This is a genomic window from Halomonas sp. DN3 (assembly GCF_024137905.1).
GTDB lineage: Bacteria > Pseudomonadota > Gammaproteobacteria > Pseudomonadales > Halomonadaceae > Halomonas > Halomonas litopenaei.
This window is the reverse complement of sequence record NZ_CP099965.1, coordinates 327,555-350,272: the sequence shown is the minus strand read 5'-3', so window position 1 is coordinate 350,272 and position 22,718 is coordinate 327,555. Positions and strand designations below refer to the sequence as shown.

The following is a 22,718-nucleotide window of genomic DNA, read 5'->3' as shown; positions in this document are numbered from 1 at the left end:
CCTGCATCGATCACACTGGCACGCCCCTGAAAAGGCACCCCGAGGACACAACATGCTGGTAATTCCCGCCATCGATCTCAAGGACGGACAGTGCGTTCGTCTCAAGCAAGGCCGCATGGACGAGGCCACCACCTATGGCGACGACCCCGTCGCCATGGCCGCTCGCTGGGTCGAGGCCGGCGCACGGCGCCTGCATCTGGTCGACCTCAACGGCGCCTTCGAGGGGCGTCCGGTCAACGGCGAGGCGGTGACCGCCATTGCCCGCCAGTACCCCGACCTGCCGATCCAGATCGGTGGCGGCATTCGCAGTGCCGAGACCATCGAGCACTACCTCAAGGCCGGCGTCTCCCAGGTGATCATCGGCACCAAGGCGGTCAAGGAGCCTGACTTCGTGACCGAAATGTGTCGCGCCTTCCCCGGCCATATCATCGTCGGCCTCGACGCCCACGATGGCCGTGTGGCCACCGACGGCTGGGCCGAGGTGTCCGAGGTGATGGCGGTGGATCTGGCCAAGCGCTTTGCCGACGACGGCGTCTCCAGCATCGTCTACACCGATATCGCTCGCGACGGCATGATGAACGGCGTCAACGTCGAGGCCACGGCAGCCCTGGCCCGGGACGGTGGCATTCCGGTCATCGCCTCCGGCGGCGTGACCAACCTCGATGACCTGCGCGCCCTGGTGGCGGCTGGCGAGCCGGGCATTCTCGGCGCCATCACCGGACGCGCCATCTACGAAGGCAGCCTGGACGTCGCCGAAGGGCAGCGCCTGTGCGACGAACTGACCCAAGGCTGAGGAGGCTCCATGGCTCTTTCCAAACGCATCATCCCGTGTCTCGACGTCGACGCCGGCCGAGTGGTCAAGGGTGTCAACTTCGTCGGCATCCGTGACGCCGGCGACCCGGTGGAGGTGGCGCAGCGCTACAACCAGCAGGGCGCCGACGAGATCACCTTTCTCGACATCACCGCCAGCCACGAGGACCGCGACACCACGGTGGAGATGGTCGAGCGCATCGCCGGCGAAGTGTTCATCCCGCTGACGGTAGGTGGCGGCATCCGCACCTGTGACGATATCCGCACCATGCTCAACGCCGGCGCCGACAAGGTCTCGATCAATACCGCAGCGGTAACCAACCCTGAGTTCGTGCGTGAAGCCGCCGAGCGCTTCGGTAGCCAGTGCATCGTGGTGGCGATCGACGCCAAGCGCGTCAGCGAGGAAGGCGAAGCCCCTCGCTGGGAGATATTCACCCACGGCGGCCGTCGCCCCACCGGGCTCGACGCGGTGGAATGGGCCAAGAAGATGGTCGAGTACGGCGCCGGCGAACTGCTGTTGACCAGCATGGACCGCGACGGCACCAAGGCCGGCTTCGACCTGGGCGTCACCCGCGCCATCAGCGATGCGGTGGCGGTGCCGGTCATCGCCTCCGGCGGTGTCGGCAACCTCGACCATCTGGTCGAGGGCGTGACCGAAGGCCACGCCGATGCGGTGCTGGCGGCCAGCATCTTCCACTTCGCCGAGTACACCATCCCCGAGGCCAAGCGCTATATGGCCGACAAGGGCATCACCATGCGCCTCTGACCGACGCCTTTGGCTGGCTCTTCAGCCAGGGCTTGCAGAGCCAGCAACCAACCACCCCCGCCCGGGTAGCCCGGCGGGGGTTGTCGTTTGTACGGACTGAAACCGACCTCAGTCCAGGGTCAGCCCCAGATTGCTGACACCACCGTTGCGTCCAAGCTTTCTCAACGCCTTGACGTGCTTCTTGCTCGGCTCTTCCTCGGCCGCCTCCAGCGCCGCATCCTGAAAGTCGTTCTCGTCTTCCATCAGCGGGTGCTGCTTGACCAGTTGGGCGAGCTTTTCGGCGTCATCCTCCCCCTCGGTCAGCTCGATAAAGGAGCGCACCGCCGCCTTCGAGACCTTGCTGACCTCAAGCACCGCGTCCGGCGCATCGCCCCTCAAGGTGTCGAGGATCGCCGACAACGCGACCACCGCATCGAGGGCACGACGGGCACCGAAGCTGTCGTCCTGCTGGGGTGGCTCCAGCTCGCCGAGCTTTTCGGCCTGGAGATCGAAGTCGATCTTGGCGTCCTTGACCGTCAACTGCTCCCACACCAGGTCGAGGATCGCCCTCATGCCCGCCAGATCCCCGTGCCCGCTGGTATCGGCGTAGAGCGCATAGTTGGGCAGCATGCGCTCGGTCAACGCGGCCATGAAGGCCTGTTGCTGACGTAGAGTCAGCGCCTGCAGGCGCTGGTGAAATCCTGGCTTTGCCATGATGGCTCCTGTGCTGGCAATAAACGGGCTGCCGGTCCCTTTATTCAAGGTTCAAGGGGCGAGGGTCGCGTATCGAATGTCGAGAAAACGGCGATGGCCGAAAGCGGACTGGGCGACTCAAGGCCAGAAGCGCTCCTGGGCGATCCGTCCACGCTCATCGAAGGCCACACCTTCGTCGATCAGACGCTTGCGCTGCTCGTCGGCTCCGCTATGGTCGGCGAGCTTGCGCGAGGCCGTCACCACCCTGAACCAGGGAAGCTCATGCCCCGACGGCAGATCGCGCAGCGCCCGCGCGACCATGCGTGCGCTGGCCCCATCGGTCATGGCGGCGATGCGCCCGTAGCTGGTCACCCGCCCCGAAGGAATCTCGCTGATGATGGTAAGAATCTGTTCTCGGACGTCCGGATTCATGTAACCTTTCGTTCTGGTTGCATTTTCATCGAGGGATGGCGCCGCCCACCCTCAGTCTGAGCGAGGCCCCCATGCACCTTCATCTGCTCAAGCACCATCCTGACCTGGGCCCCGCACGCATCGGCGACTGGCTTGCCAGCATGGGCCACAGCTTCACCGTCTTCCACCTCTACGACGGTGAGCTGGTGCCGCGCCCCGGGGACTGCGACGCCCTGATCATCCTCGACGATCTCGAGGACCGCGACCAGGCACCCTGGCTCAAGGCCGAACGCAAGCTGATCGACCAGATGCTCGACGGCCACAAGCCGCTGCTCGGGCTCGGCGCCGGCGCCCGGCGCATCGCCGAAGCGCTGGACGCTCCAGTGGGCCGTGGCACCCAGGCCGAAGCCGGCTGGCAGACCGTCAGCCTGGCCGACGACAGCCCCTTCGACCTGCCCGACGACTTCCCCGCCCTGCTGTGGCATCGCCAGGTGTTCGGACTACCCGATGACGCCCTGCCGCTGGGCGGCACGCCGACAAGCCCGGTGCTCGGCTTCGCCTGGGACGCCGGCCGGGTGGTTGGCCTGGCCTGCCACCTGCATCATCACCAGGAGAGCCTGACGGCCTTTCTCGAGACGATGCCGTTGCCGCAAGGCGCCGACGCAAGCCCCAGGACCCAGTCGCCAGAAACGATTCTTTCCGAGGCCCGGCGCCTGGATACCCTGGCGCCGCTGCTGGATCGCCTGCTGAGCCAGTGGCTGCGCACGGCACCGGACGTCTAATTCGCCACCCCGTCCCGCTGCTGCTGGCTCCAAGCCCTGGCAAACTCGAGGCAGCTGTCCCAGTCACCGACATGCAGGAAGCGACGCTCGGTGTGCTTCTCCAGCTGGTAGCGGTACATGGGGTCATAGTACTCGGTAAGCAATGGCGCCAGCCAGGCCTCGTGGGCCTGGCGGTTTCCGGCCTCGTGCTCGCGGAAGGCCAGCGTCTGCAGCCGCTGCAGGCGGGCCAGTCGCGCGCTCCCCAGGCGCTTCTTCAGTCGCCCCAGCGCCGTCGATAACTGCTTGCGCATCAGTGACCAACCGAGGCGCTCGCCGAACTGATTGCGATAGATCGTCCACAGGTCGTCGATGTAGTCCTTGTGGATCTGGTTGAGGCGCCAGTCCAGCGGCATCTCGACGCGGATCCTCGGCGCCGGCTCCATTCCCCGCCAGAACTCGAGCGGTATATTGGCCGCGCCGATGTGGCGCGACTCGTCTTCCAGCACCAGCGGCCCGTGCAATGACAGCAGTCGCAGGCCCATGGCGTGCTCGAAGTCGATCTGGCTGGGGGCGATCAGTGGATGGCGGCCGAAGGCCGAGCCCTTGTGACGGGCGCAGCCCTCCAGATCCAGACCGTTGTCCAGGGCCTGCACGATGGACGTCTTGGCGCAGCCGGTCAGGCCACCCACCACCAGCATGGGCTGGGCGGCGGCGTCATCGATGCGTGCGCACAACGCCTGGCGCATGGCCTTCCAGCCACCCTCGATGCGCGGTCGTTCGACGCCGGCCTCAAGCAGCCAGCGCTGGGCGATCTGCGAGCGCAGGCCACCCCGAAAACAGTAGATGATGGCGTCCGGGGCCGCCTCGAGCTGGCGCTTCCAGGCTTCGATGCGCGCGGCCTTGATCTCGCCGGACACTAGCCGCTCGCCCAGGGCGATGGCGGCCTGCTGGCCGGACTCCTTGTAGGCGATCCCGACCTGATGGCGTTCCTCGTTGTTCATCAGCGGCAGGTTGACCGCCCCGGGCAGGCTGCCCTGGGCGAACTCCACCGGCGCCCGCACGTCGATCAAGGTGCGCCCCTCGACCAGCAGGGCAGGATCCGCCGGGACCAGCGGCAACTTCATCCGCGCACCTCGATCAGCGCCTCACCGCTGGCCTCGACGACCTCGCCGAAGGGTGCAAGCTCGATACCGAACTCGCGGCCGACCCGCTCGACATCGTCCTCCCAGGACGGGTGTACCGAGATCAACAGACCGCCCGAGGTCTGCGGATCACACAGCCACTGCCAGTGGGCCTCATCCATCTGCGGCAGGCTGGCCCCCAGGGCGTCACGGTTACGACGGGTGCCGCCAGGTACCGCGCCCTGGCGCCGGTAAGCCTCGGCCTCGGCCAGGCGCGGCAGGCGGCGAAAGTCGATGCGAGCCGCCACGCCACTGGCCGCGCACACCTCGGACAGGTGGCCAGCCAGGCCAAAGCCGGTGACGTCGGTCATCGCACGCACCCCTTCGATGCGCGCAAGGGCGGCACCGATACGGTTGCTGATCAGCATGGTTTCCCGCGCCAGGCCATGGTGACCGCTTTCCAGAAGCCCCTGCTTCTCCGCCGTGGTCAGCATGCCCACCCCCAGCGGCTTGGTCAGAAACAGCAGATCGCCGGGCTTGGCGCCCTTGTTGAGCTTCAGGTGCTTGAGTTCCACCAGACCGTTGACCGCAAGACCGAAGATCGGCTCCGGGGCATCGATGGAGTGGCCGCCCGCCAGCGCCAGACCCAGCTCACGACATACCGCCTGAGCCCCGGCCACCACGTCACCGGCGATGTCCGCGCCCAGCTTGTCCAGCGGCCAGCCCAGAATGCCCAACGCCATCACCGGGTCACCGCCCATGGCGTAGACGTCGCTGATGGCGTTGGTGGCGGCGATGCGGCCGAAGTCGAAGGGGTCATCGACGATCGGCATGAAGAAGTCGGTGGTGCTGATCATGCCGCGCCCGTCGCCCAGGTCGAAGACGGCGGCGTCCTCGCGTCCCTGGTTGCCGACGATCATCTTCGAGTGGCTCGCTCCCGGACCTGCCTTGGCCAGGATGCTGTCGAGCACGTCGGGGGCGATCTTGCAGCCACAGCCGGCACCGTGACTGTATTGGGTCAAGCGGATGGCGCTCATGGAAGTCTCCTTGGCAATGATGGGCCCATTCTACACCAGCAGGACCGGCGGAATCGGCACGGCGCAGTCACCATCGTCCTGATCACAACCCGGGTAACCGGCGGTGATCAGGGTATGGTCTGGCGCCCTGGTGATCAGTTCATGGATGGGGTTACAGCACTTCGAGGGCGTCGGCGAGCTTGTCCACCGCCACCACCTCCATCCCCGCCGGTGAGTTCTTGGGAGCGTTACCCCGGGGTACGATGGCGCGGGTAAAACCGTGCTTGGCGGCCTCGACGATACGCTCCTGGCCGCTCGGCACGGGGCGAATCTCCCCGGACAGGCCAACCTCGCCGAATACCACCAGCTCGCGCGGCAGTGCCCTGCCCTGCAGGCTCGACACCACCGCCAGCAATACCGCCAGGTCGGCACTGGTCTCCAGCACCTTGACCCCGCCGACGACGTTGAGAAAGACGTCCTGGTCGCCGGTAAACAGGCCACCGTGACGGTGCAGCACCGCCAGCAGCATCGACAGGCGATTGGCATCCAGCCCCACCGCGACGCGGCGCGGGTTGCCCAGCGCCGACTCATCGAGCAGCGCCTGCACCTCCACCAGGATCGGCCGGGTGCCTTCCCACACCACCATCACCAGGCTGCCGGGGGCCTGCTCCTGCTGACGCGAAAGGAAGATCGCGCTGGGGTTCTTCACCTCCTTCATGCCGTGTTCCAGCATGGCGAAGACGCCCAGCTCGTTGACCGCACCGAAGCGGTTCTTCTGGCCGCGCAGGGTACGGAAGCGGGAATCGGCGCCGCCTTCCAGCAACAGGGAGGCGTCGATCATGTGCTCGAGCACCTTGGGCCCGGCCAGGCTGCCGTCCTTGGTGACGTGGCCGACCAGCAGCAGCACCGTGCTGGACTGCTTGGCGAAACGGGTTAGTGCCGCCGCGGATTCGCGTACCTGGGCCACACCACCCGGCGCCGACGAGATGTCCTCCAGATGCATGGTCTGGATCGAGTCGATCACCAGCACCTCGGGGCGCTCGCGCTCGGCCACCGCCAGGATGGTCTCGACGCTGGTCTCCGCCAGCATCTTGAGCCCCTGGGTCGGCAGCTGCAGGCGGTGGGCGCGCATCGCCACCTGGGACAGCGACTCCTCGCCGGTGACGTAGAGTACGCTGCGCTCCTGAGCCAGCTTGCAGGCGGTCTGCAGCAGCAAGGTGGACTTGCCTGCCCCGGGGTGGCCGCCCAGCAGCACCGCGGAGCCCGGCACCAGACCGCCACCGAGTACGCGGTCGAACTCGGCAAAGGTCGACGACAACCGCGGCACCTCCGACAGATCCACGTTGGCCAGATCCACCACCTCACGCGACAGGCTGCCGGCGTAGCCACCGCGCGCCGTCGCGCCGGCGCTCGACCCGCTTCTGGCAGGCGAGGACAGACGCACCTCGGTCAAGGTGTTCCACTCCTGGCAGCTGGAACACTGCCCCTGCCATTTGCGGTACTCGGCACCGCACTCGGTGCACACGAAGGCGCTCTTGGCCTTGGCCATGAATCCTCTCTCTATCGGTTTAATCGGGTTCGTTCGTCAGCGATGGTCAACTCTGCGGCTTGCCGCCGTGTCCCGGGTAGCACTTGTCGTCCTCAACACGGCGGTAGCGGCGAAACACCTCCATCTCCCAGGGGCGCATGGCGATCATCAGGCTGACACCAAAGCGCTGCTCCAGCGGCAGCGACAGATCTTCCTGGTGACAGTGGCGAAGGTCCAGCGCCAGCCGCCGAAGCTTCTGCTGCATCACCTCATTGGAGCGCACCGACAGCATGCCATTGACGAACAGTCTTATCTCGCCCGGGCGATCGAAGCGACACGCCAGGAAATCCTCCTGGACCCGGGACTCGAAGAAGCGCTGGATAGGCCCTTGCGGCTGCCACTGGAAGTCATAGCTGATCAGCAGCTTGATGCGATTGCCCGGCAGCAGCTCGATCAATCCCATACGATCGAGCCGCACCAGGTGCGTTATCACCTGAGGCTCGCCGAGCGAATAGGTCGCACAGATATCTTCAAAGCGCCAGCGATTAAGCGCACAGAAGGCCACCAGCAGCAGCGACATGTCAGAGACCAGCTCCTGCTCAAGCTCTGGGGCGATCGCGTCGACCAGCGCCTGGGGCTCCAGCTGGCGTACAAGGTCTGTGATCTCGAGACCGACCAGGGCACACACCTGATCCAGGCGCTGCAGCGAAAACTGGCGCTCGGCGAACAGCCGCTTGACGCTGGCCTCGGACAGGCCAAGCGCCGCCGCCACCTGTTGATAGGTGACGCCATTGGCCCGCAGTGCTGCCTTGAGCGCATCCACAATCGCCACCGTCTGCGCCATGACTCACATCCCTCATCGCCGAAAGCCCCGGCCAAGGTAGCAGAATACGCGACTCACGGCTCAACAACACGCTACCTTCCGGATCCTGCTGGCGTACCGCGCCCCGACCTCGCCATAGTGCCATCGACGCCGCGCTCGCCACACCCTGTAGGCGATGTCGGCTCCACCACCCAGTAAGCAGGAGATCTCCATGGAAAATGAAGCGAGCAACAATTCGTCAGGCTGGCTGTTCTTCGTCAAGGTCACCTTTGCCATCGCGCTGGCCGCCATGGCGGTCGGTATCGTGATGGCGCCCATCGACCTGCTGGTCAAAGGCTATCTCGGCGTGTGTTCACTGTTTCTGGTCTCCACCACCATCACCCTGTCCAAGACGCTACGCGATGATCACGAGAGCCGGCGCTTCCACAACCGCATCTCCGAGGCTCGCACCCAGCAACTTCTCAAGGAATACACGGAGTAGCCACCATGTCACTTTGGACGAAACTGCACACTCTGGTTCGGGCGACAGCTCACGAACCGGTAGAGAAACTGGTGGATGCCAACGCATTGCGGATCATGGCCCAGGAGATCCGTGAGGCCGAGCAGGCCTTGCACCAGGCGCGCCTCGATCTCGCTGGCCTGATCGCCGAACGCAGACAGCTCGAGCGCCACAACCAGCAACTGGCCGAGCAGCTCGAAGCCAGAGAGCACCAGGCTCGCGCGGCCCTCGAACAGGACGATGAAGCGCTGGCCTTGGCCGTGGCCAGCCGCATCGCCGAGGTCGAAAGCCAATTGACCTCACAGCGACAGCACGCCGAGGCCTTGTCGCGACAGGAACAGACCCTGCGCGAGGAGCTCGGGCAAGCGGCTCAGTCACTGCGCCACTACCAGCGCGAAATGAAACTGGCCAAGGTGCGAGGCGGCCATGCTGGCCTTGGGCGGAAGCTGGGCGCTTGCAGTACCGGGCTAAAGGGGCACATGGACGAAATTGCATCCAGCTTCGAGCGTATCCGCGCGTCTCAGGAACACCAGTCCGAGGTCACGACGGCCCTCAAGGAGCTGGATGAAGAGGCCAGCGGCCAGGATCTGGATCGACGCCTCAGGACGTCGGGTATCCTCGGGGGACAGATGGACGCCAGGAGTGTGCTTGCCCGGCTGAAGGCCCAAGGGAGCGCGGCTGCCGTTCCAGGCGAATCGCCCCGTGGGGCATGAGCCCTGCGATCAGCGCGAGCACCGCCAGCGCTTCGAAACAGCTCCAGGCGGTGCCGAGCGGGCCTGTCGGCACAATACCATCACGTCAAGACGCCAAAGGGCGGCCCACCTGGGGCCGCCCTTTGTGTTCGACACTTGCATGCCGTGCGACTTACTGCTGGCGGGTCAGCTGCAGCATGTCGTTGTTCTGGAAGCGACGACGCTGGGGGTCGATCAGCTCCAGAGTCTGCGGATTGACGCGCATGAAGTAGTAGGTCTGGCCTTCACCGTTGGGGACCAGCTCGTAGACGGTGGCCTCCGGATTGTCGGCGGTACCGGTCAGCACATCCCAGTTGCCGGAGTAGTTCTCGTTCGGCGGATTCTGGGGATGGTTCTGGTAGGCCGCGGTCAGATCGAAGGTGCGCTGCGCCGGGGCGCTCTGGTCTTCACCTTCCATGGTAACCGTCAGGGCGATGCCGTCGCAGTTACGGCACGGCAGGGTCCCCTGGTAGGTCGCCGAGGTCGCCTGGATGGCTTCACCACCGGATCCCTCGTCGCTGGGGCCACTCGCACAGCCGGCCAAAAGGGCGAGCATGGCGGATCCCGCCAGCAAAGTCCTGAGTTGCATATTAGTCCTCCTAACCATTGAGCATGGAACCGACGAATCGGCAGCCTGCCGACAGCATAACCTCCCAGCTTCGTTGCGCACAGCCCTGTATCGCTGCCGGCTCACGACACCGGTGGCATCACGTGGGCGAACACCAGGCCAAGCACGATCGGCATCACGATCAGACTACCGAGGTTGCCAATCAGTACCAGCGAGGCCACCGAGTGCGGCTGCTGGCGATACTGCTCGGCCACCAGGTAGTTGAGCACCGCCGGCGGCAGGGCGGCGAACACCCACAGCGACGCGGCCTTGAGTCCCTCTAGTTCAAGCAGCATGATCAACGGCCAGGCCAGCAAGAGCCCGGACAGCGGGCACAGCACCGCCCCGAGCAGTCCGGTCTTCCAGTCACCGAAGTCGATATCGAGCATCCGCACGCCCAGGGCGAACAGCAACAGCGGGATGCACACACCACCCAGCATATGCATCGCCTCCAGCAGCCAGCCCGGTAGCGAAAGCCCGGACAGATTAACCGCCAGGCCAGCGAGGCTCGCCAGCACGATGGGCATGCGCAAAAGGCGCCACAACGGCGTATGGGGACTGAGCATCTTCAGTCCCAGCGAGAAGTGCAGCAGCATTTCGACGATGAACAGCACCACTGCCGCCGGCAGCGCCTGCTCGCCGAAGGCCAGGATCAGCAGCGGGATGCCCATGTTGCCGGAATTGTTGAACATCATCGGAGGCACAAAGGTCTTCGGCTCGAGCCTGAGCCACTTCACCACCGGCCATACCAGCAGCCCTGACCCGACTACCACCACGGCGCCGGCCAACGCCAGCCAGGCGTAGTCCTCAAGCGGCGCCTGGCGGTCGGCCAGCACCACAAATACCAGCATGGGCACGAACAGCTCCATGTTGAGGGTGTTGAGGCTACGGATGTCGGGAGAGCGCAACTTGCCATAGAGGGTACCGGCCCCCGAAATCAGAAATACCGGTAGCAGAGTGGCGAGGATCTGAGCGGTCATGGAGTCTCTTAGGCGGCAAACGGTCAGCGCTCGCAGCCTAGCACGTCAGCGACTTGCGCAGGGCCCTGGCAGCGGTCACCATGACCAAAGTGGTAATCAAGCCTTCGATTCTGCCAAGCCTGCCAAGCGAGAGACCATGAGCCAGTTGTGGAGTCCCAACGTTCGGGAACTGACCCCCTACGTGCCGGGCGAACAGCCCCGCGAGAAGCTGATCAAGCTCAACACCAACGAGAACCCCTATCCGCCCGCGCCTGGCGTGGAACGGGTCCTGCGCGAGTTCTCGGCGGATCATCTGCGGCGCTACCCGGACCCCACCTCGAGCGCCCTGCGTGAGGCCCTGGCCCAGGCCCTCGGCACGACTTCCGCCAACGTCTTCGCCGGCAATGGCTCCGACGAGGTGCTGGCGCTGGCCTTCCAGGCCTTCTTCCGCCAGGACAAGCCGCTGGCGATGCCGGATATCTCCTACAGCTTCTATCCGGTCTACTGCCGCATGTACGACATCGACAGCCAGCGTTTCGCGCTGGACGATCAGTGGCGTGTCGACCTGGACGCCCTGGCCAGCGACAGCGGCGGCGTGATCTTTGCCAACCCCAATGCCCCCACCGGTCACGGCCATGGCCGCGAGGCCATCGCGGCCTTGCTCGACAAGGTCACCGACCGCGTGGTGCTGGTGGACGAAGCCTACGTGGACTTTGGCGGCGAGAGCGCCGTTCCCCTGGTCGAGCGCTACCCCAACCTGCTGGTGACCGGCACCTTCTCCAAGTCGCGCAGCCTGGCAGGGCTTCGTCTTGGGTATGCGGCGGGCTCACCGGAGTTGATCGAGGGTCTGACCCGGGTGAAGGACTCCTTCAACTCCTACCCGGTGGACGCCCTGGCCAGCGCCATCGGCATCGCCGCACTGGAAGACAGCGACTACTTCGAGGCCACGCGTCAGGCGGTGATCACCACACGCGAACGTACTCGCCAGCGTCTCGATGACCTGGGCTTCGAGGTGCTGCCGTCACAGACCAACTTCGTGCTGGCGTCACACCCCAAGCACGACGCAGCCCAGCTTTTCGTCGGTCTGCGCGAGCGCGGCATCCTGGTACGCCACTTCAATACCGAGACGCTGCGCGATCATCTGCGTATCTCCATCGGCACCGATGACGAGATGGACTCGCTGATCGAGGTGCTCAGCGACCTCTGTCGCTAGGACACAACATCGGGCGCCGCGCGGCGCCCCTTCTTTGCAAGAGGCCCCCATGAGTGAGCGTCTGCCGTTGACCGGAGTGCACCACGTCGCCCTGATCACCGCCGACTACGAACGCGCCCGGCGCTTCTATCTTGAGGTGCTCGACGCCCGCATCCTCAACGAGGCCTACCGCCACGAACGTGACAGCTACAAGCTGGACCTTGCCCTGCCTGGAGGCATCCAGCTCGAGCTGTTCTCCTTTCCCTCTCCGCCGCCTCGGCCAAGCTATCCGGAGGCCTGCGGTCTTCGTCACCTTGCCCTGGCAACATCAGACCTGGACGCCAGCGTCGCGTTGCTGAAGCGGCGTGGCGCGCGACCCGAACCTATCCGAGTCGACGAGTTCACCGGTGCCCGCTTCACCTTCTTCGCCGATCCTGACGGAACACCTATCGAACTCTACGAGACGCAAGCCTGACGTCACCGCAACCACACAGCGCTTCAGCCGATTCCGCCACTGTCCCTGACCCGCGAGGCAAGCACCATGCTCAAGGTAGGCTTCTTCAGCTCTCAGCCCTACGAACGCCCCTTCTTTTCCGATGAGCATCATCCTCAACTGAGTATCGTGCACTTCGAGCAACGCCTCAGCGCCCGCACCGTGACCCTCTGCCAGGGACTCGATGCAGTGTGCGTATTCGTCAACGATGAGCTGGATCGCACCGTGCTCGAGCGTCTGGCCGTGGTAGGAGTGCGTCTGGTCGCGCTCAGGTGCGCAGGATTCAATAACGTTGACCTCGACGCCGCCCGTCGGCTCAACATCCAGGTGTGTCGCGTACCGTCCTACAGCCCCGACGCCGTTGCCGAGCACTGTGTCGCCCTGATGCTCACGCTCAGCCGCAAGATCCACAAGGCCTACAACCGGGTGCGTGAGGATAACTTCGACCTCAATGGCCTGCTCGGCTTCAACCTCGCCTGCAAGACCGTCGGGATCGTCGGCTTCGGCCAGATCGGCCGCTCCCTGGCGGGTATCCTGAGCGGCTTTGGCTGCCGCGTGCTGGTCACCGACCCAGCCCCCATCCGCATCCCCAACCAAGCCGACATCGCGCAGGTCGAGTTCGATGAATTGCTGGCACACAGCGACATCATCTCGCTGCACTGTCCGCTCACCCCAGACACCCACCACCTGATCGACGAGTCGGCCTTTTCCCGAATGAAGGACGGGGTGATGCTGATCAACACAAGCCGCGGCGCCCTGGTCGACACACGCGCCTGTATCGAAGCCCTGAAACGTCGCAAGCTCGGCTACCTGGGTCTCGACGTCTACGAGCAGGAAGCCGGCATGTTCTTCGAGGACCGCAGCGACGACATCCCGCTGGACGACGTCTTTGCCCGCCTTATCAGCTTCCCCAATGTCGTCGTCACCGGCCACCAGGGCTTCTTCACCCGGGAAGCCCTGAGCGAGATCGCATCGACCACGCTGGAAAGCCTCACCGCCTTCGAGGAAGGGCGTCCCCTCGATCAGCACTGTCAGCTCTAGAGAGTCGACGCGGCCCTGAACAAAAGAAGGCCCGATTATCTTCCGATAATCGGGCCTCTTCTGAATAAATGCCTGATGGACGGGCCGGCCTACCGGCTACTCTCGCATGGGGGTGAGTCACCCCGAGCTTTTGCGGCAACGCCGCAAGGGGGGACGAACGACGCGAGCTTGCGAGCGGCCGGACCGCACGCAGTGCGGCCCCACATATAAAGAGCGGGGTCTTCCCATGCATGCGAAAAAGCCCAACTCCTCTCGGAATTGGGCTTCTTCTGAATAAATGCCTGACGATGACCTACTCTCGCATGGGGGTGAGTCACCCCAGGGTTTGCAGCGAAGCTGCAAGGGGGGACGAACGACGCGAGCCTGCGAGCGGCCGGACCGCACGCAGTGCGGCCCCACATATAAAAAGCGGGGTCTGCCCCATGCATGCGAAAAAGCCCAGCTCCTCTCGGAACTGGGCTTCTTCTGAATAAATGCCTGACGATGACCTACTCTCGCATGGGGAGACCCCACACTACCATCGGCGCTGAGCGGTTTCACTTCTGAGTTCGGCAAGGGATCAGGTGGTTCCCACTCGCTATGGTCGTCAGGCGGAAAAAAGACAATATATATCATGCCGACGATACGTTTCATCGTATCCGTCAATTGATTCGAGACATCATCGACCAAAACCCTTTGGGTGTTATATGGTCAAGCCTCACGGACCATTAGTACCGGTTAGCTCAACGCCTTGCAGCGCTTCCACACCCGGCCTATCAACCAGCTGGTCTTGCTGGGTCCTTTAGGAGGCTCAAGGCCTCAGGGAGATCTCATCTTGAAGGGGGCTTCCCGCTTAGATGCTTTCAGCGGTTATCCCGTCCGTACATAGCTACCCGGCAATGCCACTGGCGTGACAACCGGAACACCAGAGGTACGTCCACTCCGGTCCTCTCGTACTAGGAGCAGCGCTTCTCAAATCTCCAACGCCCACGGCAGATAGGGACCGAACTGTCTCACGACGTTCTAAACCCAGCTCGCGTACCACTTTAAATGGCGAACAGCCATACCCTTGGGACCGACTTCAGCCCCAGGATGTGATGAGCCGACATCGAGGTGCCAAACACCGCCGTCGATGTGAACTCTTGGGCGGTATCAGCCTGTTATCCCCGGAGTACCTTTTATCCGTTGAGCGATGGCCCTTCCATACAGAACCACCGGATCACTAGAACCTACTTTCGTATCTGCTCGACGTGTCTGTCTCGCAGTTAAGCACCCTTATGCTCTTGCACTCACTGCACGATTTCCAACCGTGCTGAGGGTACCTTCGTGCTCCTCCGTTACTCTTTGGGAGGAGACCGCCCCAGTCAAACTACCCACCACACACGGTCCTCGAACCGGATTACGGTCCTGAGTTAGAACGCCAATGATGCCAGGCTGGTATTTCAAGGTTGGCTCCACCCCATCTGGCGACAGGGTTTCAAAGCCTCCCAGCTATCCTACACAAGCAACATCAGCGTCCAGTGTGAAGCTGTAGTAAAGGTTCACGGGGTCTTTCCGTCTAGCCGCGGGTACACAGCATCTTCACTGCGATTTCAATTTCACTGAGTCTCGGGTGGAGACAGCGTGGCCATCATTACGCCATTCGTGCAGGTCGGAACTTACCCGACAAGGAATTTCGCTACCTTAGGACCGTTATAGTTACGGCCGCCGTTTACCGGGGCTTCGATCAGGAGCTTCGCGTGAGCTAACACCATCACTTAACCTTCCGGCACCGGGCAGGCGTCACACCCTATACGTCCGCTTGCGCGTTTGCAGAGTGCTGTGTTTTTAATAAACAGTTGCAGCCACCTGGTATCTTCGACCGCGTCAGGCTCCGGTCGCGAGGACCTTCACCCTAATGCGGCGTGCCTTCTCCCGAAGTTACGGCACCATTTTGCCTAGTTCCTTCACCCGAGTTCTCTCAAGCGCCTTGGTATTCTCTACCTGACCACCTGTGTCGGTTTGGGGTACGGTCTCACAGTATCTGAAGCTTAGAGGCTTTTCCTGGAAGCGTGGCATCGATGACTTCCTGACCGTAGTCAGTTCGTCTCGCCTCTCGGCCTTGAGGATCCGGATTTACCTGAATCCTCAGCCTACCGGCTTTCACCAGGACAACCAACGCCTGGCTCACCTAGCCTTCTTCGTCCCCCCATCGCAATACTGTGAGGTACGGGAATATTGACCCGTTTCCCATCGACTACGCCTTTCGGCCTCGCCTTAGGGGCCGACTCACTCTGCTCCGATTAGCGTCGAACAGAAACCCTTGGTCTTCCGGCGGGGGAGTTTTTCACTCCCCTTGTCGTTACTCATGTCAGCATTCGCACTCGTGATACCTCCAGCATGCTTCTCAACACACCTTCATCGGCTTACACGACGCTCCTCTACCGCGTGTTCGCATCCTTAAAATGACTCAGGCCGTTCACCTTGCCCTGCCCGACTCAACGTTCGGGAAGCGCTTTGCCATCGCTTCGCGATGGCAGCGAACTGACACTATCGAATCACCTTAAGTGATGCGAACACACCCGTAGCTTCGGTACCTGGTTTGAGCCCCGTTACATCTTCCGCGCAGGCCGACTCGACTAGTGAGCTATTACGCTTTCTTTAAAGGATGGCTGCTTCTAAGCCAACCTCCTAGCTGTCTAAGCCTTCCCACATCGTTTCCCACTTAACCAGGATTTCGGGACCTTAGCTGACGGTCTGGGTTGTTTCCCTTTTCACAACGGACGTTAGCACCCGCTGTGTGTCTCCCACGCTTGCACTCACCGGTATTCGGAGTTTGCCTCGGGTTGGTAAGTCGGGATGACCCCCTAGCCGAAACAGTGCTCTACCCCCGGCGGTGATACGTGAGGCGCTACCTAAATAGCTTTCGAGGAGAACCAGCTATCTCCGGGCTTGATTAGCCTTTCACTCCGATCCACAAGTCATCCAAATCTTTTTCAACAGATCCTGGTTCGGTCCTCCAGTTGATGTTACTCAACCTTCAACCTGCTCATGGATAGATCGCCCGGTTTCGGGTCTATTTCCAGCGACTGGTCGCCCAGTTAAGACTCGATTTCTCTACGCCTCCCCTATACGGTTAAGCTCGCCACTGAAAATAAGTCGCTGACCCATTATACAAAAGGTACGCGGTCACCAAACAAGTTGGCTCCCACTGCTTGTACGCATACGGTTTCAGGATCTATTTCACTCCCCTCTCCGGGGTTCTTTTCGCCTTTCCCTCACGGTACTGGTTCACTATCGGTCAGTCAGGAGTATTTAGCCTTGGAGGATGGTCCCCCCGTCTTCAGTCAAGGTTTCACGTGCCTCGACCTACTCGATTTCACAACACTCAGGTTTCGGTTACGGGGCTATCACCCACTATGGCCAGACTTCCCAGTCTGTTCACCTACCAGTTGTGTTGCTTAAGGGCTGGTCCCCGTTCGCTCGCCGCTACTAGGGGAATCTCGGTTGATTTCTTTTCCTCGGGGTACTTAGATGTTTCAGTTCCCCCGGTTCGCCTCTCATGTCTATATATTCAACATGAGATACCCAAGTTACCTTGGGTGGGTTTCCCCATTCAGAGATGTCCGGGTCGCAGGTCGTTTGCCACCTCGCCGAACCTTATCGCAGGCTTCCACGTCTTTCATCGCCTCTGACTGCCTAGGCATCCACCGTATGCGCTTCATCGCTTGACCATATAACCCCAAAGGGTCTGTCAATCGATGATGTCACGACAATTGCCGGATACGCTTGAAACGTATCTTACTTTGTCAGCATGATATACATTGTTAAAGAGCGTTAGAGCAAAAGCCCTAAGCGAGAGACTTGATATCGCCTGGTGGCGAACAAGCACCTTGCTTAGAACTTGACGACTGCTTACTTGAGACCGAAGAAATGGTGGAGCCTAGCGGGATCGAACCGCTGACCTCAACACTGCCAGTGTTGCGCTCTCCCAGCTGAGCTAAGGCCCCATATCGCTTTGGGTTGTTGACTAGAACCAGCTGAGAAATGGTGGGTCTGGGCAGATTTGAACTGCCGACCTCACCCTTATCAGGGGTGCGCTCTAACCAACTGAGCTACAGACCCATTTGTCACGCTGGGTCTTAGCATTTAACCCAAACAGTCACTGCTCTTGCTTGATCAGGTAATTCATTGTGAGCACTTACCGACAGTCAGATGACGTGTCGTTTAAGGAGGTGATCCAGCCGCAGGTTCCCCTACGGCTACCTTGTTACGACTTCACCCCAGTCATGAACCACACCGTGGTGATCGCCCTCCGAAGTTAGGCTAACCACTTCTGGTGCAGTCCACTCCCATGGTGTGACGGGCGGTGTGTACAAGGCCCGGGAACGTATTCACCGTGACATTCTGATTCACGATTACTAGCGATTCCGACTTCACGGAGTCGAGTTGCAGACTCCGATCCGGACTGAGACCGGCTTTATGGGATTAGCTCCACCTCGCGGATTCGCAACCCATTGTACCGGCCATTGTAGCACGTGTGTAGCCCTACCCGTAAGGGCCATGATGACTTGACGTCGTCCCCACCTTCCTCCGGTTTGTCACCGGCAGTCTCCCTAGAGTTCCCGACCGAATCGCTGGCAAATAGGGACAAGGGTTGCGCTCGTTACGGGACTTAACCCAACATTTCACAACACGAGCTGACGACAGCCATGCAGCACCTGTCTGAGAGTTCCCGAAGGCACCAATCCATCTCTGGAAAGTTCTCTCGATGTCAAGGGTAGGTAAGGTTCTTCGCGTTGCATCGAATTAAACCACATGCTCCACCGCTTGTGCGGGCCCCCGTCAATTCATTTGAGTTTTAACCTTGCGGCCGTACTCCCCAGGCGGTCGACTTATCGCGTTAACTGCGCCACAAAGCTCTCAAGGAGCCCAACGGCTAGTCGACATCGTTTACGGCGTGGACTACCAGGGTATCTAATCCTGTTTGCTACCCACGCTTTCGCACCTCAGCGTCAGTGTCAGTCCAGAAGGCCGCCTTCGCCACTGGTATTCCTCCCGATCTCTACGCATTTCACCGCTACACCGGGAATTCTACCTTCCTCTCCTGCACTCTAGCCTGACAGTTCCGGATGCCGTTCCCAGGTTGAGCCCGGGGCTTTCACAACCGGCTTATCAAGCCGCCTACGCGCGCTTTACGCCCAGTAATTCCGATTAACGCTCGCACCCTCCGTATTACCGCGGCTGCTGGCACGGAGTTAGCCGGTGCTTCTTCTGTGAGTGATGTCCTCCCTCGAGGGTATTAACCTCAAGGCTTTCTTCCTCACTGAAAGTGCTTTACAACCCGAAGGCCTTCTTCACACACGCGGCATGGCTGGATCAGGCTTTCGCCCATTGTCCAATATTCCCCACTGCTGCCTCCCGTAGGAGTTCGGGCCGTGTCTCAGTCCCGATGTGGCTGATCATCCTCTCAGACCAGCTACGGATCGCAGCCTTGGTGAGCCGTTACCTCACCAACTAGCTAATCCGACATAGGCTCATCCGATAGCGCAAGGTCCGAAGATCCCCTGCTTTCCCCCGTAGGGCGTATGCGGTATTAGCCTGGGTTTCCCCAGGTTATCCCCCACTACCGGGCAGATTCCTATGCATTACTCACCCGTCCGCCGCTCGACGCCTCCTAGCAAGCTAGGATCGTTTCCGCTCGACTTGCATGTGTTAGGCCTGCCGCCAGCGTTCAATCTGAGCCATGATCAAACTCTTCAGTTTAAAGTCTGATAGTCCGTTAAGCGGACCAAACTTGGCTCAAGGTTCAAACGTCTCGTTTGACGAGTCGCTTGCCTTGATATTTCAGTGACAGTGTCACTGACTCATCGGCAAGCGCCCACATGAATTACCTGATCAAATTATTAAAGAGCGTGCTCTGGGCTCTATAGAGAGCTTAAAGAGCTGCTCTTGCGGCACCCGGCCGGAAGAGCGTCTCGCTTTGCAGCGCCTGTTGGCGCAGCGCCCTGCGAGGAAGGCGTATTCTACAGAATCGAAGCGTTTCGTCAAGGCTTTCTTTTTTCGCCGTGCAAGCGACGCCTGCAGGACCCAAGATAAAGCGAAGCGAGCCTGACGCGCATCCTGCGATACCGTCTTGGCAACTCCGATCGAGTGGCGAGCATTTTACCGATTTCTCGTTGCCCGTCAAGTGGAGAATCTTTCGAAGACTTGAAAAAGCCTTTTCAAAACAATCACTTTTACCACCCTTCACCGCCTGTGACGTTTGCTCGTCGCCGGCAGCGGATGCGTACTTTACGCATCCCCTCCGCCCTTGGCAATACCCTTATGCAAAAAAGTTCATCGAGATGTCTTCGGGGCGTCATCGACAGCGGTTCAGGCTTCAGTCGCGACCTGGAGCAGGGCCTTACAGCGAGACGGCACGTTCTTTCGATACGCCCCCTTGAGCAGTCGGCTGACTCGCGCGGTCCAGCAACTCCAGTATGGAGTGATAGGTAAGGCCGGAGTGCTGGGTCATGCCCATCTCGCAGGTTCTCGAATTGGAGACACCAAAGTCACAGCCCGCCACCTGCCCCGACAGATCACGCAGCGATGAAGCCGTCAGTTCCGGTACGCGCAAGCCCTTGTCGCCGGCAAATCCGCAGCAACTGATACCATCCGGCACCACCACCTCCCTGGCACACGCACGCGCCAGCGCCACGAAGGAGTCGGTCAGCCCCTTGCGATGGCTGGAGCAGGTCACGTGCACCGCCACCTTGCAGTCCAGCGGCATCACCTCCAGGCGCGGCAACAGGTGATCATGGGCGAAGGCCACCGGCTCCTGCACCTTCAAGCGCTCATCCAGATGCCCCTCGACCTGCAAGCTGCAAGGACTGGTATCGAACAGCACCGGGAAACGACCGTTCTGGCTCGCGACCAGCAACTCCCGGTTGAGTTCGCGCGCCTTGTGCGTCGCCTCGTTATCCATCCCCTTGGAGGAAAACGCCATCCCGCAACACAGGTGGCCTGGCATTTCGGGAATGATGACGTCATACCCGGCTCTGTCGAGCAGACTCAGTACGATCTCCATCACCGCACGCGCCGATTCGTCCCGCTTGTCGGCGCCAAACACCCGAGTGGCGCAGGAAGGGAAGTACACCACCGAATCGCGCGGCCCCTCGGCGGACGATGCGCCTGCCGATGGCCGCGACGACTTGAGCACCCGAATCGGGGCGGCGGCGGGTATCGCCGGTATCCACTGTGGGACACGCTTGCCGCTGGCCTTGTGAAGCCCCTGACTGGCTCGGGCCATCAAAGCGTCGCCGATGATCCCACGCCCCAGGCTGGCCGCGCGCAGGCCGCCCCGGGCAACCTTGGTAGCCCCGGAGAAGTGACGCCCGATTCGCCTTGCCAATTCCTGCTTGCCCACATGACGTTCCTGGCGCATGGCGAGCACCATCTCGCCGGTATTGATACCGACCGGGCAGCGCGTCCCACACATGCCATCGGCGGCACAGGTGACATCGATATCGTAAAGCGCACTCTGCTCGAAGGCATCGCGACGCTCTCGCTCTTCATCGCTCAACTCATCCAGGGCTGCCAGGCGAGCTCGCTCGCGGGTCAGCACGATGCGCTGGCGAGGCGTCAGCGTCAGCTCGCGTGAAGGACACACGGCTTCGCAGAAGCCACACTCGATGCAGCGATCGACGATGGGGTCGGCCTCAGGCAATGGCTTCAGATTTTCGAGGTGCAGCGTCGGGTTGCGCGTCAGCATCACATCGGGGTTGAGCAGATGGCCCGGATCGAACAACGCCTTGATCTGCCACATCAGAGCATAGGCCTCTTCGCCCCACTCCAGCTCCACAAAGGGTGCCATATTGCGGCCGGTGCCGTGCTCGGCCTTGAGCGAGCCACCGAAGTCCACGGCTACCAACTGGGCGACATCTGCCATCAGCGCCTGGTAGCGCTCTTTCTCCCCCGGACGCTCAAAGCCCTGGGGGAAGACGAAGTGCAGATTGCCTTCCAGGGCGTGACCAAACAGCAGGGCGTCGTCGTAGCCATGGCGCTTGAACGCCTCGGTCAGGGCGGCGACACCCTCCTCCAGCCGTTCGATGGGAAAGGCCACGTCCTCGATCACCACGGTGGTTCCGAGATCACGCACAGCACCGACGGCGGGGAACAGTCCCTTGCGTACCTTCCAGTAGAGCGCGTAGCTGACCGGGTCTTCGGTGAAGGCGATGGGCTCGAGGGTGGTGATGCCTTCCAGCGCCTGGCCGACCTCCTCGATACGCGCCTCCAGCCGAGGCCCATCCTCCTCGCGGACATCCACCAGCAATGCCGTGGCGCCGTCCGGTAGCTCACGCAGCTGCTCCGGCATGCCCGGCTGCCGCTCCACCGAACGCAGCCCCGCACGATCCATCAGTTCCACCGCCGCCACGCCGGTGCCACGCAAGGCGATGGTGGCACGGCAGGCGCTGCCGAGATCCGGGAAGAAGATCAGGGCGGCGGCCTTGCGCGGCGGCTCTGGTACCGACTGATAGGTGATGCGGGTGATGCAGCCCAGAGTGCCCTCGGAGCCGATCATCAGGTGGGCCAGGATATCCACACCGTCACGGAAATCCACCAGACTGTTGAGAGCGTAGCCGGTGGTGTTTTTCAGGCGATACTTGTGGCGAATGCGCTTGGCCAGCTCGAGATCGGTGCGCACATTGGTCGACAGTCGCTCCAGCCCATCGAGCAGGGCCGCATGGCTTTGACGAAAGGCTGCCACGCTGTCGGCATCGGCAGTATCCAGTACCGTGCCATCGAGCAGCACCATGCGCAGGCTGTCCAGGGTCCGATAAGTATTCTGGGCGGTGCCACAGCACATGCCCGATGCATTGTTGGCGGCGATGCCGCCGATCATGCAACTGGCGATGGACGCCGGGTCCGGCCCGATCTTGCGCCCAAAGGGCGCCAGCAGCTCGTTGGCCCTGGCGCCGATAACACCGGGCTGCAGGTCAATTCTGGCACCGTCATCGAGCACCCTGGCATCGCGCCAGCCACGTCCCAGCTGAATCAGCACCCCATCGGTGATGGCTTGACCGGACAGCGAGGTACCTGCGGCGCGGAAGGTCATCGGCCAGTTGCCCTCGCGGCAGGCGCCAATGACTTCGACAAGCTCCTGTTCGGTCTCCGGCCTCACCACCAGGCTCGGCACCAGCCGATAGAAGCTGGCATCGGTACCGTAGGCCAGCCGGCGCAGCGGATCCTGGACCAATCGCTCGATGGGCAGGCGTTCGGTCAGCATCGCCGTCAACTCATCGATGGAAATGGTGGGCTTGGTGGTGGTGATGGCCGTCATGGTGCGCT

Annotated in this window: 17 protein-coding genes, 2 tRNA genes and 3 rRNA genes; 8 read left to right on the top strand and 14 right to left on the bottom strand. The window is 62.0% G+C overall.

Annotated elements, in window-relative coordinates; genetic code table 11:
- Positions 1-52 precede the first annotated feature (52 nt).
- Together hisA and hisF are read left to right on the top strand one after the other, a co-directional pair.
- Positions 53-793, top strand: a complete 741-nt coding sequence (gene hisA / locus NKF27_RS01570; protein ID WP_108131090.1) for a 1-(5-phosphoribosyl)-5-[(5-phosphoribosylamino)methylideneamino]imidazole-4-carboxamide isomerase — start codon at positions 53-55, stop codon at positions 791-793.
- A 9-nt stretch (positions 794-802) separates the two neighbouring features.
- Positions 803-1,576: an imidazole glycerol phosphate synthase subunit HisF gene (gene hisF, locus NKF27_RS01565; RefSeq protein WP_045994666.1), complete on the top strand. Its 774-nt coding sequence runs from the start codon at positions 803-805 to the stop codon at positions 1,574-1,576.
- A gap of 108 nt (positions 1,577-1,684) precedes the next feature.
- Here hisF and NKF27_RS01560 read toward each other — a convergent pair whose 3' ends face one another.
- A complete protein-coding gene (locus NKF27_RS01560) occupies positions 1,685-2,269 on the bottom strand; it encodes a YjaG family protein (RefSeq protein ID WP_045994665.1) in 585 nt (194 codons plus the stop codon).
- 117 nt (positions 2,270-2,386) lie between these two features.
- Complete coding sequence (locus NKF27_RS01555; RefSeq protein WP_213230831.1) at positions 2,387-2,680, bottom strand: MGMT family protein; 294 nt, start codon at positions 2,678-2,680, stop codon at positions 2,387-2,389.
- Between the two features lie 71 nt (positions 2,681-2,751).
- Here NKF27_RS01555 and NKF27_RS01550 point away from each other — a divergent pair, with 71 nt between their 5' ends.
- Positions 2,752-3,441: a type 1 glutamine amidotransferase gene (locus tag NKF27_RS01550; RefSeq protein ID WP_045994701.1), complete on the top strand. Its 690-nt coding sequence runs from the start codon at positions 2,752-2,754 to the stop codon at positions 3,439-3,441.
- On the opposite strand, the gene mnmH is transcribed toward NKF27_RS01550, so the two are convergent.
- The 4 genes from mnmH to NKF27_RS01530 all read right to left on the bottom strand — a co-directional run bounded on the left by mnmH (position 3,438) and on the right by NKF27_RS01530 (position 7,929).
- Positions 3,438-4,544, bottom strand: a complete 1,107-nt coding sequence (mnmH, locus tag NKF27_RS01545) for a tRNA 2-selenouridine(34) synthase MnmH (protein WP_213230833.1) — start codon at positions 4,542-4,544, stop codon at positions 3,438-3,440. The genes NKF27_RS01550 and mnmH overlap by 4 nt on opposite strands.
- On the bottom strand, positions 4,541-5,578 hold the full coding sequence (selD, locus tag NKF27_RS01540; RefSeq protein ID WP_045994662.1) for a selenide, water dikinase SelD: 1,038 nt from the start codon (positions 5,576-5,578) through the stop codon (positions 4,541-4,543). The genes mnmH and selD overlap by 4 nt, the downstream gene beginning before the upstream one ends.
- 151 nt (positions 5,579-5,729) lie before the next feature.
- Positions 5,730-7,106 (bottom strand): DNA repair protein RadA, encoded by a 1,377-nt coding sequence (radA, locus tag NKF27_RS01535; RefSeq protein WP_045994661.1) that lies wholly within the window; start codon positions 7,104-7,106, stop codon positions 5,730-5,732.
- Between the two features lie 46 nt (positions 7,107-7,152).
- On the bottom strand, positions 7,153-7,929 hold the full coding sequence (locus NKF27_RS01530) for a helix-turn-helix transcriptional regulator (protein ID WP_253555060.1): 777 nt from the start codon (positions 7,927-7,929) through the stop codon (positions 7,153-7,155).
- 190 nt (positions 7,930-8,119) lie between these two features.
- On the opposite strand from NKF27_RS01530, the gene NKF27_RS01525 reads away from it, so the two are divergent.
- Together NKF27_RS01525 and NKF27_RS01520 are read left to right on the top strand one after the other, a co-directional pair.
- Positions 8,120-8,389: a YiaA/YiaB family inner membrane protein gene (locus tag NKF27_RS01525; RefSeq protein WP_045994659.1), complete on the top strand. Its 270-nt coding sequence runs from the start codon at positions 8,120-8,122 to the stop codon at positions 8,387-8,389.
- A 5-nt stretch (positions 8,390-8,394) separates the two neighbouring features.
- Positions 8,395-9,120, top strand: a complete 726-nt coding sequence (locus tag NKF27_RS01520; RefSeq protein WP_253555058.1) for a PspA/IM30 family protein — start codon at positions 8,395-8,397, stop codon at positions 9,118-9,120.
- 151 nt (positions 9,121-9,271) lie between these two features.
- Here the strand turns inward: NKF27_RS01520 and NKF27_RS01515 are convergent, their stop codons facing one another.
- Positions 9,272-9,727, bottom strand: coding sequence for a copper resistance protein NlpE N-terminal domain-containing protein (locus NKF27_RS01515; RefSeq protein ID WP_045994657.1), 456 nt, complete (start codon positions 9,725-9,727; stop codon positions 9,272-9,274).
- Positions 9,728-9,828: 101 nt separating this feature from the next.
- Positions 9,829-10,725, bottom strand: a complete 897-nt coding sequence (locus tag NKF27_RS01510) for an AEC family transporter (RefSeq protein ID WP_045994656.1) — start codon at positions 10,723-10,725, stop codon at positions 9,829-9,831.
- A gap of 136 nt (positions 10,726-10,861) precedes the next feature.
- On the opposite strand from NKF27_RS01510, the gene hisC reads away from it, so the two are divergent.
- The 3 genes from hisC (at position 10,862) to NKF27_RS01495 (ending at position 13,430) form a co-directional block, all read left to right on the top strand.
- Positions 10,862-11,917 (top strand): histidinol-phosphate transaminase, encoded by a 1,056-nt coding sequence (hisC, locus tag NKF27_RS01505; protein ID WP_253555057.1) that lies wholly within the window; start codon positions 10,862-10,864, stop codon positions 11,915-11,917.
- Positions 11,918-11,966: 49 nt separating this feature from the next.
- Positions 11,967-12,371: a VOC family protein gene (locus tag NKF27_RS01500; RefSeq protein ID WP_108448384.1), complete on the top strand. Its 405-nt coding sequence runs from the start codon at positions 11,967-11,969 to the stop codon at positions 12,369-12,371.
- Positions 12,372-12,437: 66 nt separating this feature from the next.
- Positions 12,438-13,430 (top strand): 2-hydroxyacid dehydrogenase, encoded by a 993-nt coding sequence (locus NKF27_RS01495; protein ID WP_253555056.1) that lies wholly within the window; start codon positions 12,438-12,440, stop codon positions 13,428-13,430.
- Positions 13,431-13,905: 475 nt separating this feature from the next.
- Here NKF27_RS01495 and rrf read toward each other — a convergent pair.
- From rrf to NKF27_RS01465, 6 genes are all read right to left on the bottom strand, one after another.
- Positions 13,906-14,021, bottom strand: a 5S ribosomal RNA gene (rrf, locus tag NKF27_RS01490).
- Between the two features lie 95 nt (positions 14,022-14,116).
- Positions 14,117-17,122 (bottom strand): 23S ribosomal RNA (locus NKF27_RS01485).
- 200 nt (positions 17,123-17,322) lie between these two features.
- Positions 17,323-17,398: transfer RNA gene (locus NKF27_RS01480), tRNA-Ala, on the bottom strand.
- A gap of 38 nt (positions 17,399-17,436) precedes the next feature.
- A tRNA-Ile gene (locus NKF27_RS01475) sits at positions 17,437-17,513 on the bottom strand.
- 103 nt (positions 17,514-17,616) lie between these two features.
- A 16S ribosomal RNA gene (locus tag NKF27_RS01470) occupies positions 17,617-19,154 on the bottom strand.
- Together the 16S, 23S and 5S rRNA genes with 2 tRNA genes alongside form the textbook arrangement of a ribosomal RNA operon.
- Before the next feature lie 640 nt (positions 19,155-19,794).
- Positions 19,795-22,710, bottom strand: coding sequence for an FAD-binding and (Fe-S)-binding domain-containing protein (locus NKF27_RS01465; RefSeq protein ID WP_253555055.1), 2,916 nt, complete (start codon positions 22,708-22,710; stop codon positions 19,795-19,797).
- Positions 22,711-22,718 lie beyond the last annotated feature (8 nt).

Bases quoted from the DNA above. Each gene is read 5' to 3' on its own strand.
- hisA (WP_108131090.1), top strand. From the start codon at position 53: ATGCTGGTAATTCCCGCCATCGATCTCAAGGACGGACAGTGCGTTCGT.
- hisF (WP_045994666.1), top strand. From the start codon at position 803: ATGGCTCTTTCCAAACGCATCATCCCGTGTCTCGACGTCGACGCCGGC.
- NKF27_RS01560 (WP_045994665.1), bottom strand. From the start codon at position 2,269: ATGGCAAAGCCAGGATTTCACCAGCGCCTGCAGGCGCTGACTCTACGT.
- NKF27_RS01555 (WP_213230831.1), bottom strand. From the start codon at position 2,680: ATGAATCCGGACGTCCGAGAACAGATTCTTACCATCATCAGCGAGATT.
- NKF27_RS01550 (WP_045994701.1), top strand. From the start codon at position 2,752: ATGCACCTTCATCTGCTCAAGCACCATCCTGACCTGGGCCCCGCACGC.
- mnmH (WP_213230833.1), bottom strand. From the start codon at position 4,544: ATGAAGTTGCCGCTGGTCCCGGCGGATCCTGCCCTGCTGGTCGAGGGG.
- selD (WP_045994662.1), bottom strand. From the start codon at position 5,578: ATGAGCGCCATCCGCTTGACCCAATACAGTCACGGTGCCGGCTGTGGC.
- radA (WP_045994661.1), bottom strand. From the start codon at position 7,106: ATGGCCAAGGCCAAGAGCGCCTTCGTGTGCACCGAGTGCGGTGCCGAG.
- NKF27_RS01530 (WP_253555060.1), bottom strand. From the start codon at position 7,929: ATGGCGCAGACGGTGGCGATTGTGGATGCGCTCAAGGCAGCACTGCGG.
- NKF27_RS01525 (WP_045994659.1), top strand. From the start codon at position 8,120: ATGGAAAATGAAGCGAGCAACAATTCGTCAGGCTGGCTGTTCTTCGTC.
- NKF27_RS01520 (WP_253555058.1), top strand. From the start codon at position 8,395: ATGTCACTTTGGACGAAACTGCACACTCTGGTTCGGGCGACAGCTCAC.
- NKF27_RS01515 (WP_045994657.1), bottom strand. From the start codon at position 9,727: ATGCAACTCAGGACTTTGCTGGCGGGATCCGCCATGCTCGCCCTTTTG.
- NKF27_RS01510 (WP_045994656.1), bottom strand. From the start codon at position 10,725: ATGACCGCTCAGATCCTCGCCACTCTGCTACCGGTATTTCTGATTTCG.
- hisC (WP_253555057.1), top strand. From the start codon at position 10,862: ATGAGCCAGTTGTGGAGTCCCAACGTTCGGGAACTGACCCCCTACGTG.
- NKF27_RS01500 (WP_108448384.1), top strand. From the start codon at position 11,967: ATGAGTGAGCGTCTGCCGTTGACCGGAGTGCACCACGTCGCCCTGATC.
- NKF27_RS01495 (WP_253555056.1), top strand. From the start codon at position 12,438: ATGCTCAAGGTAGGCTTCTTCAGCTCTCAGCCCTACGAACGCCCCTTC.
- NKF27_RS01465 (WP_253555055.1), bottom strand. From the start codon at position 22,710: ATGACGGCCATCACCACCACCAAGCCCACCATTTCCATCGATGAGTTG.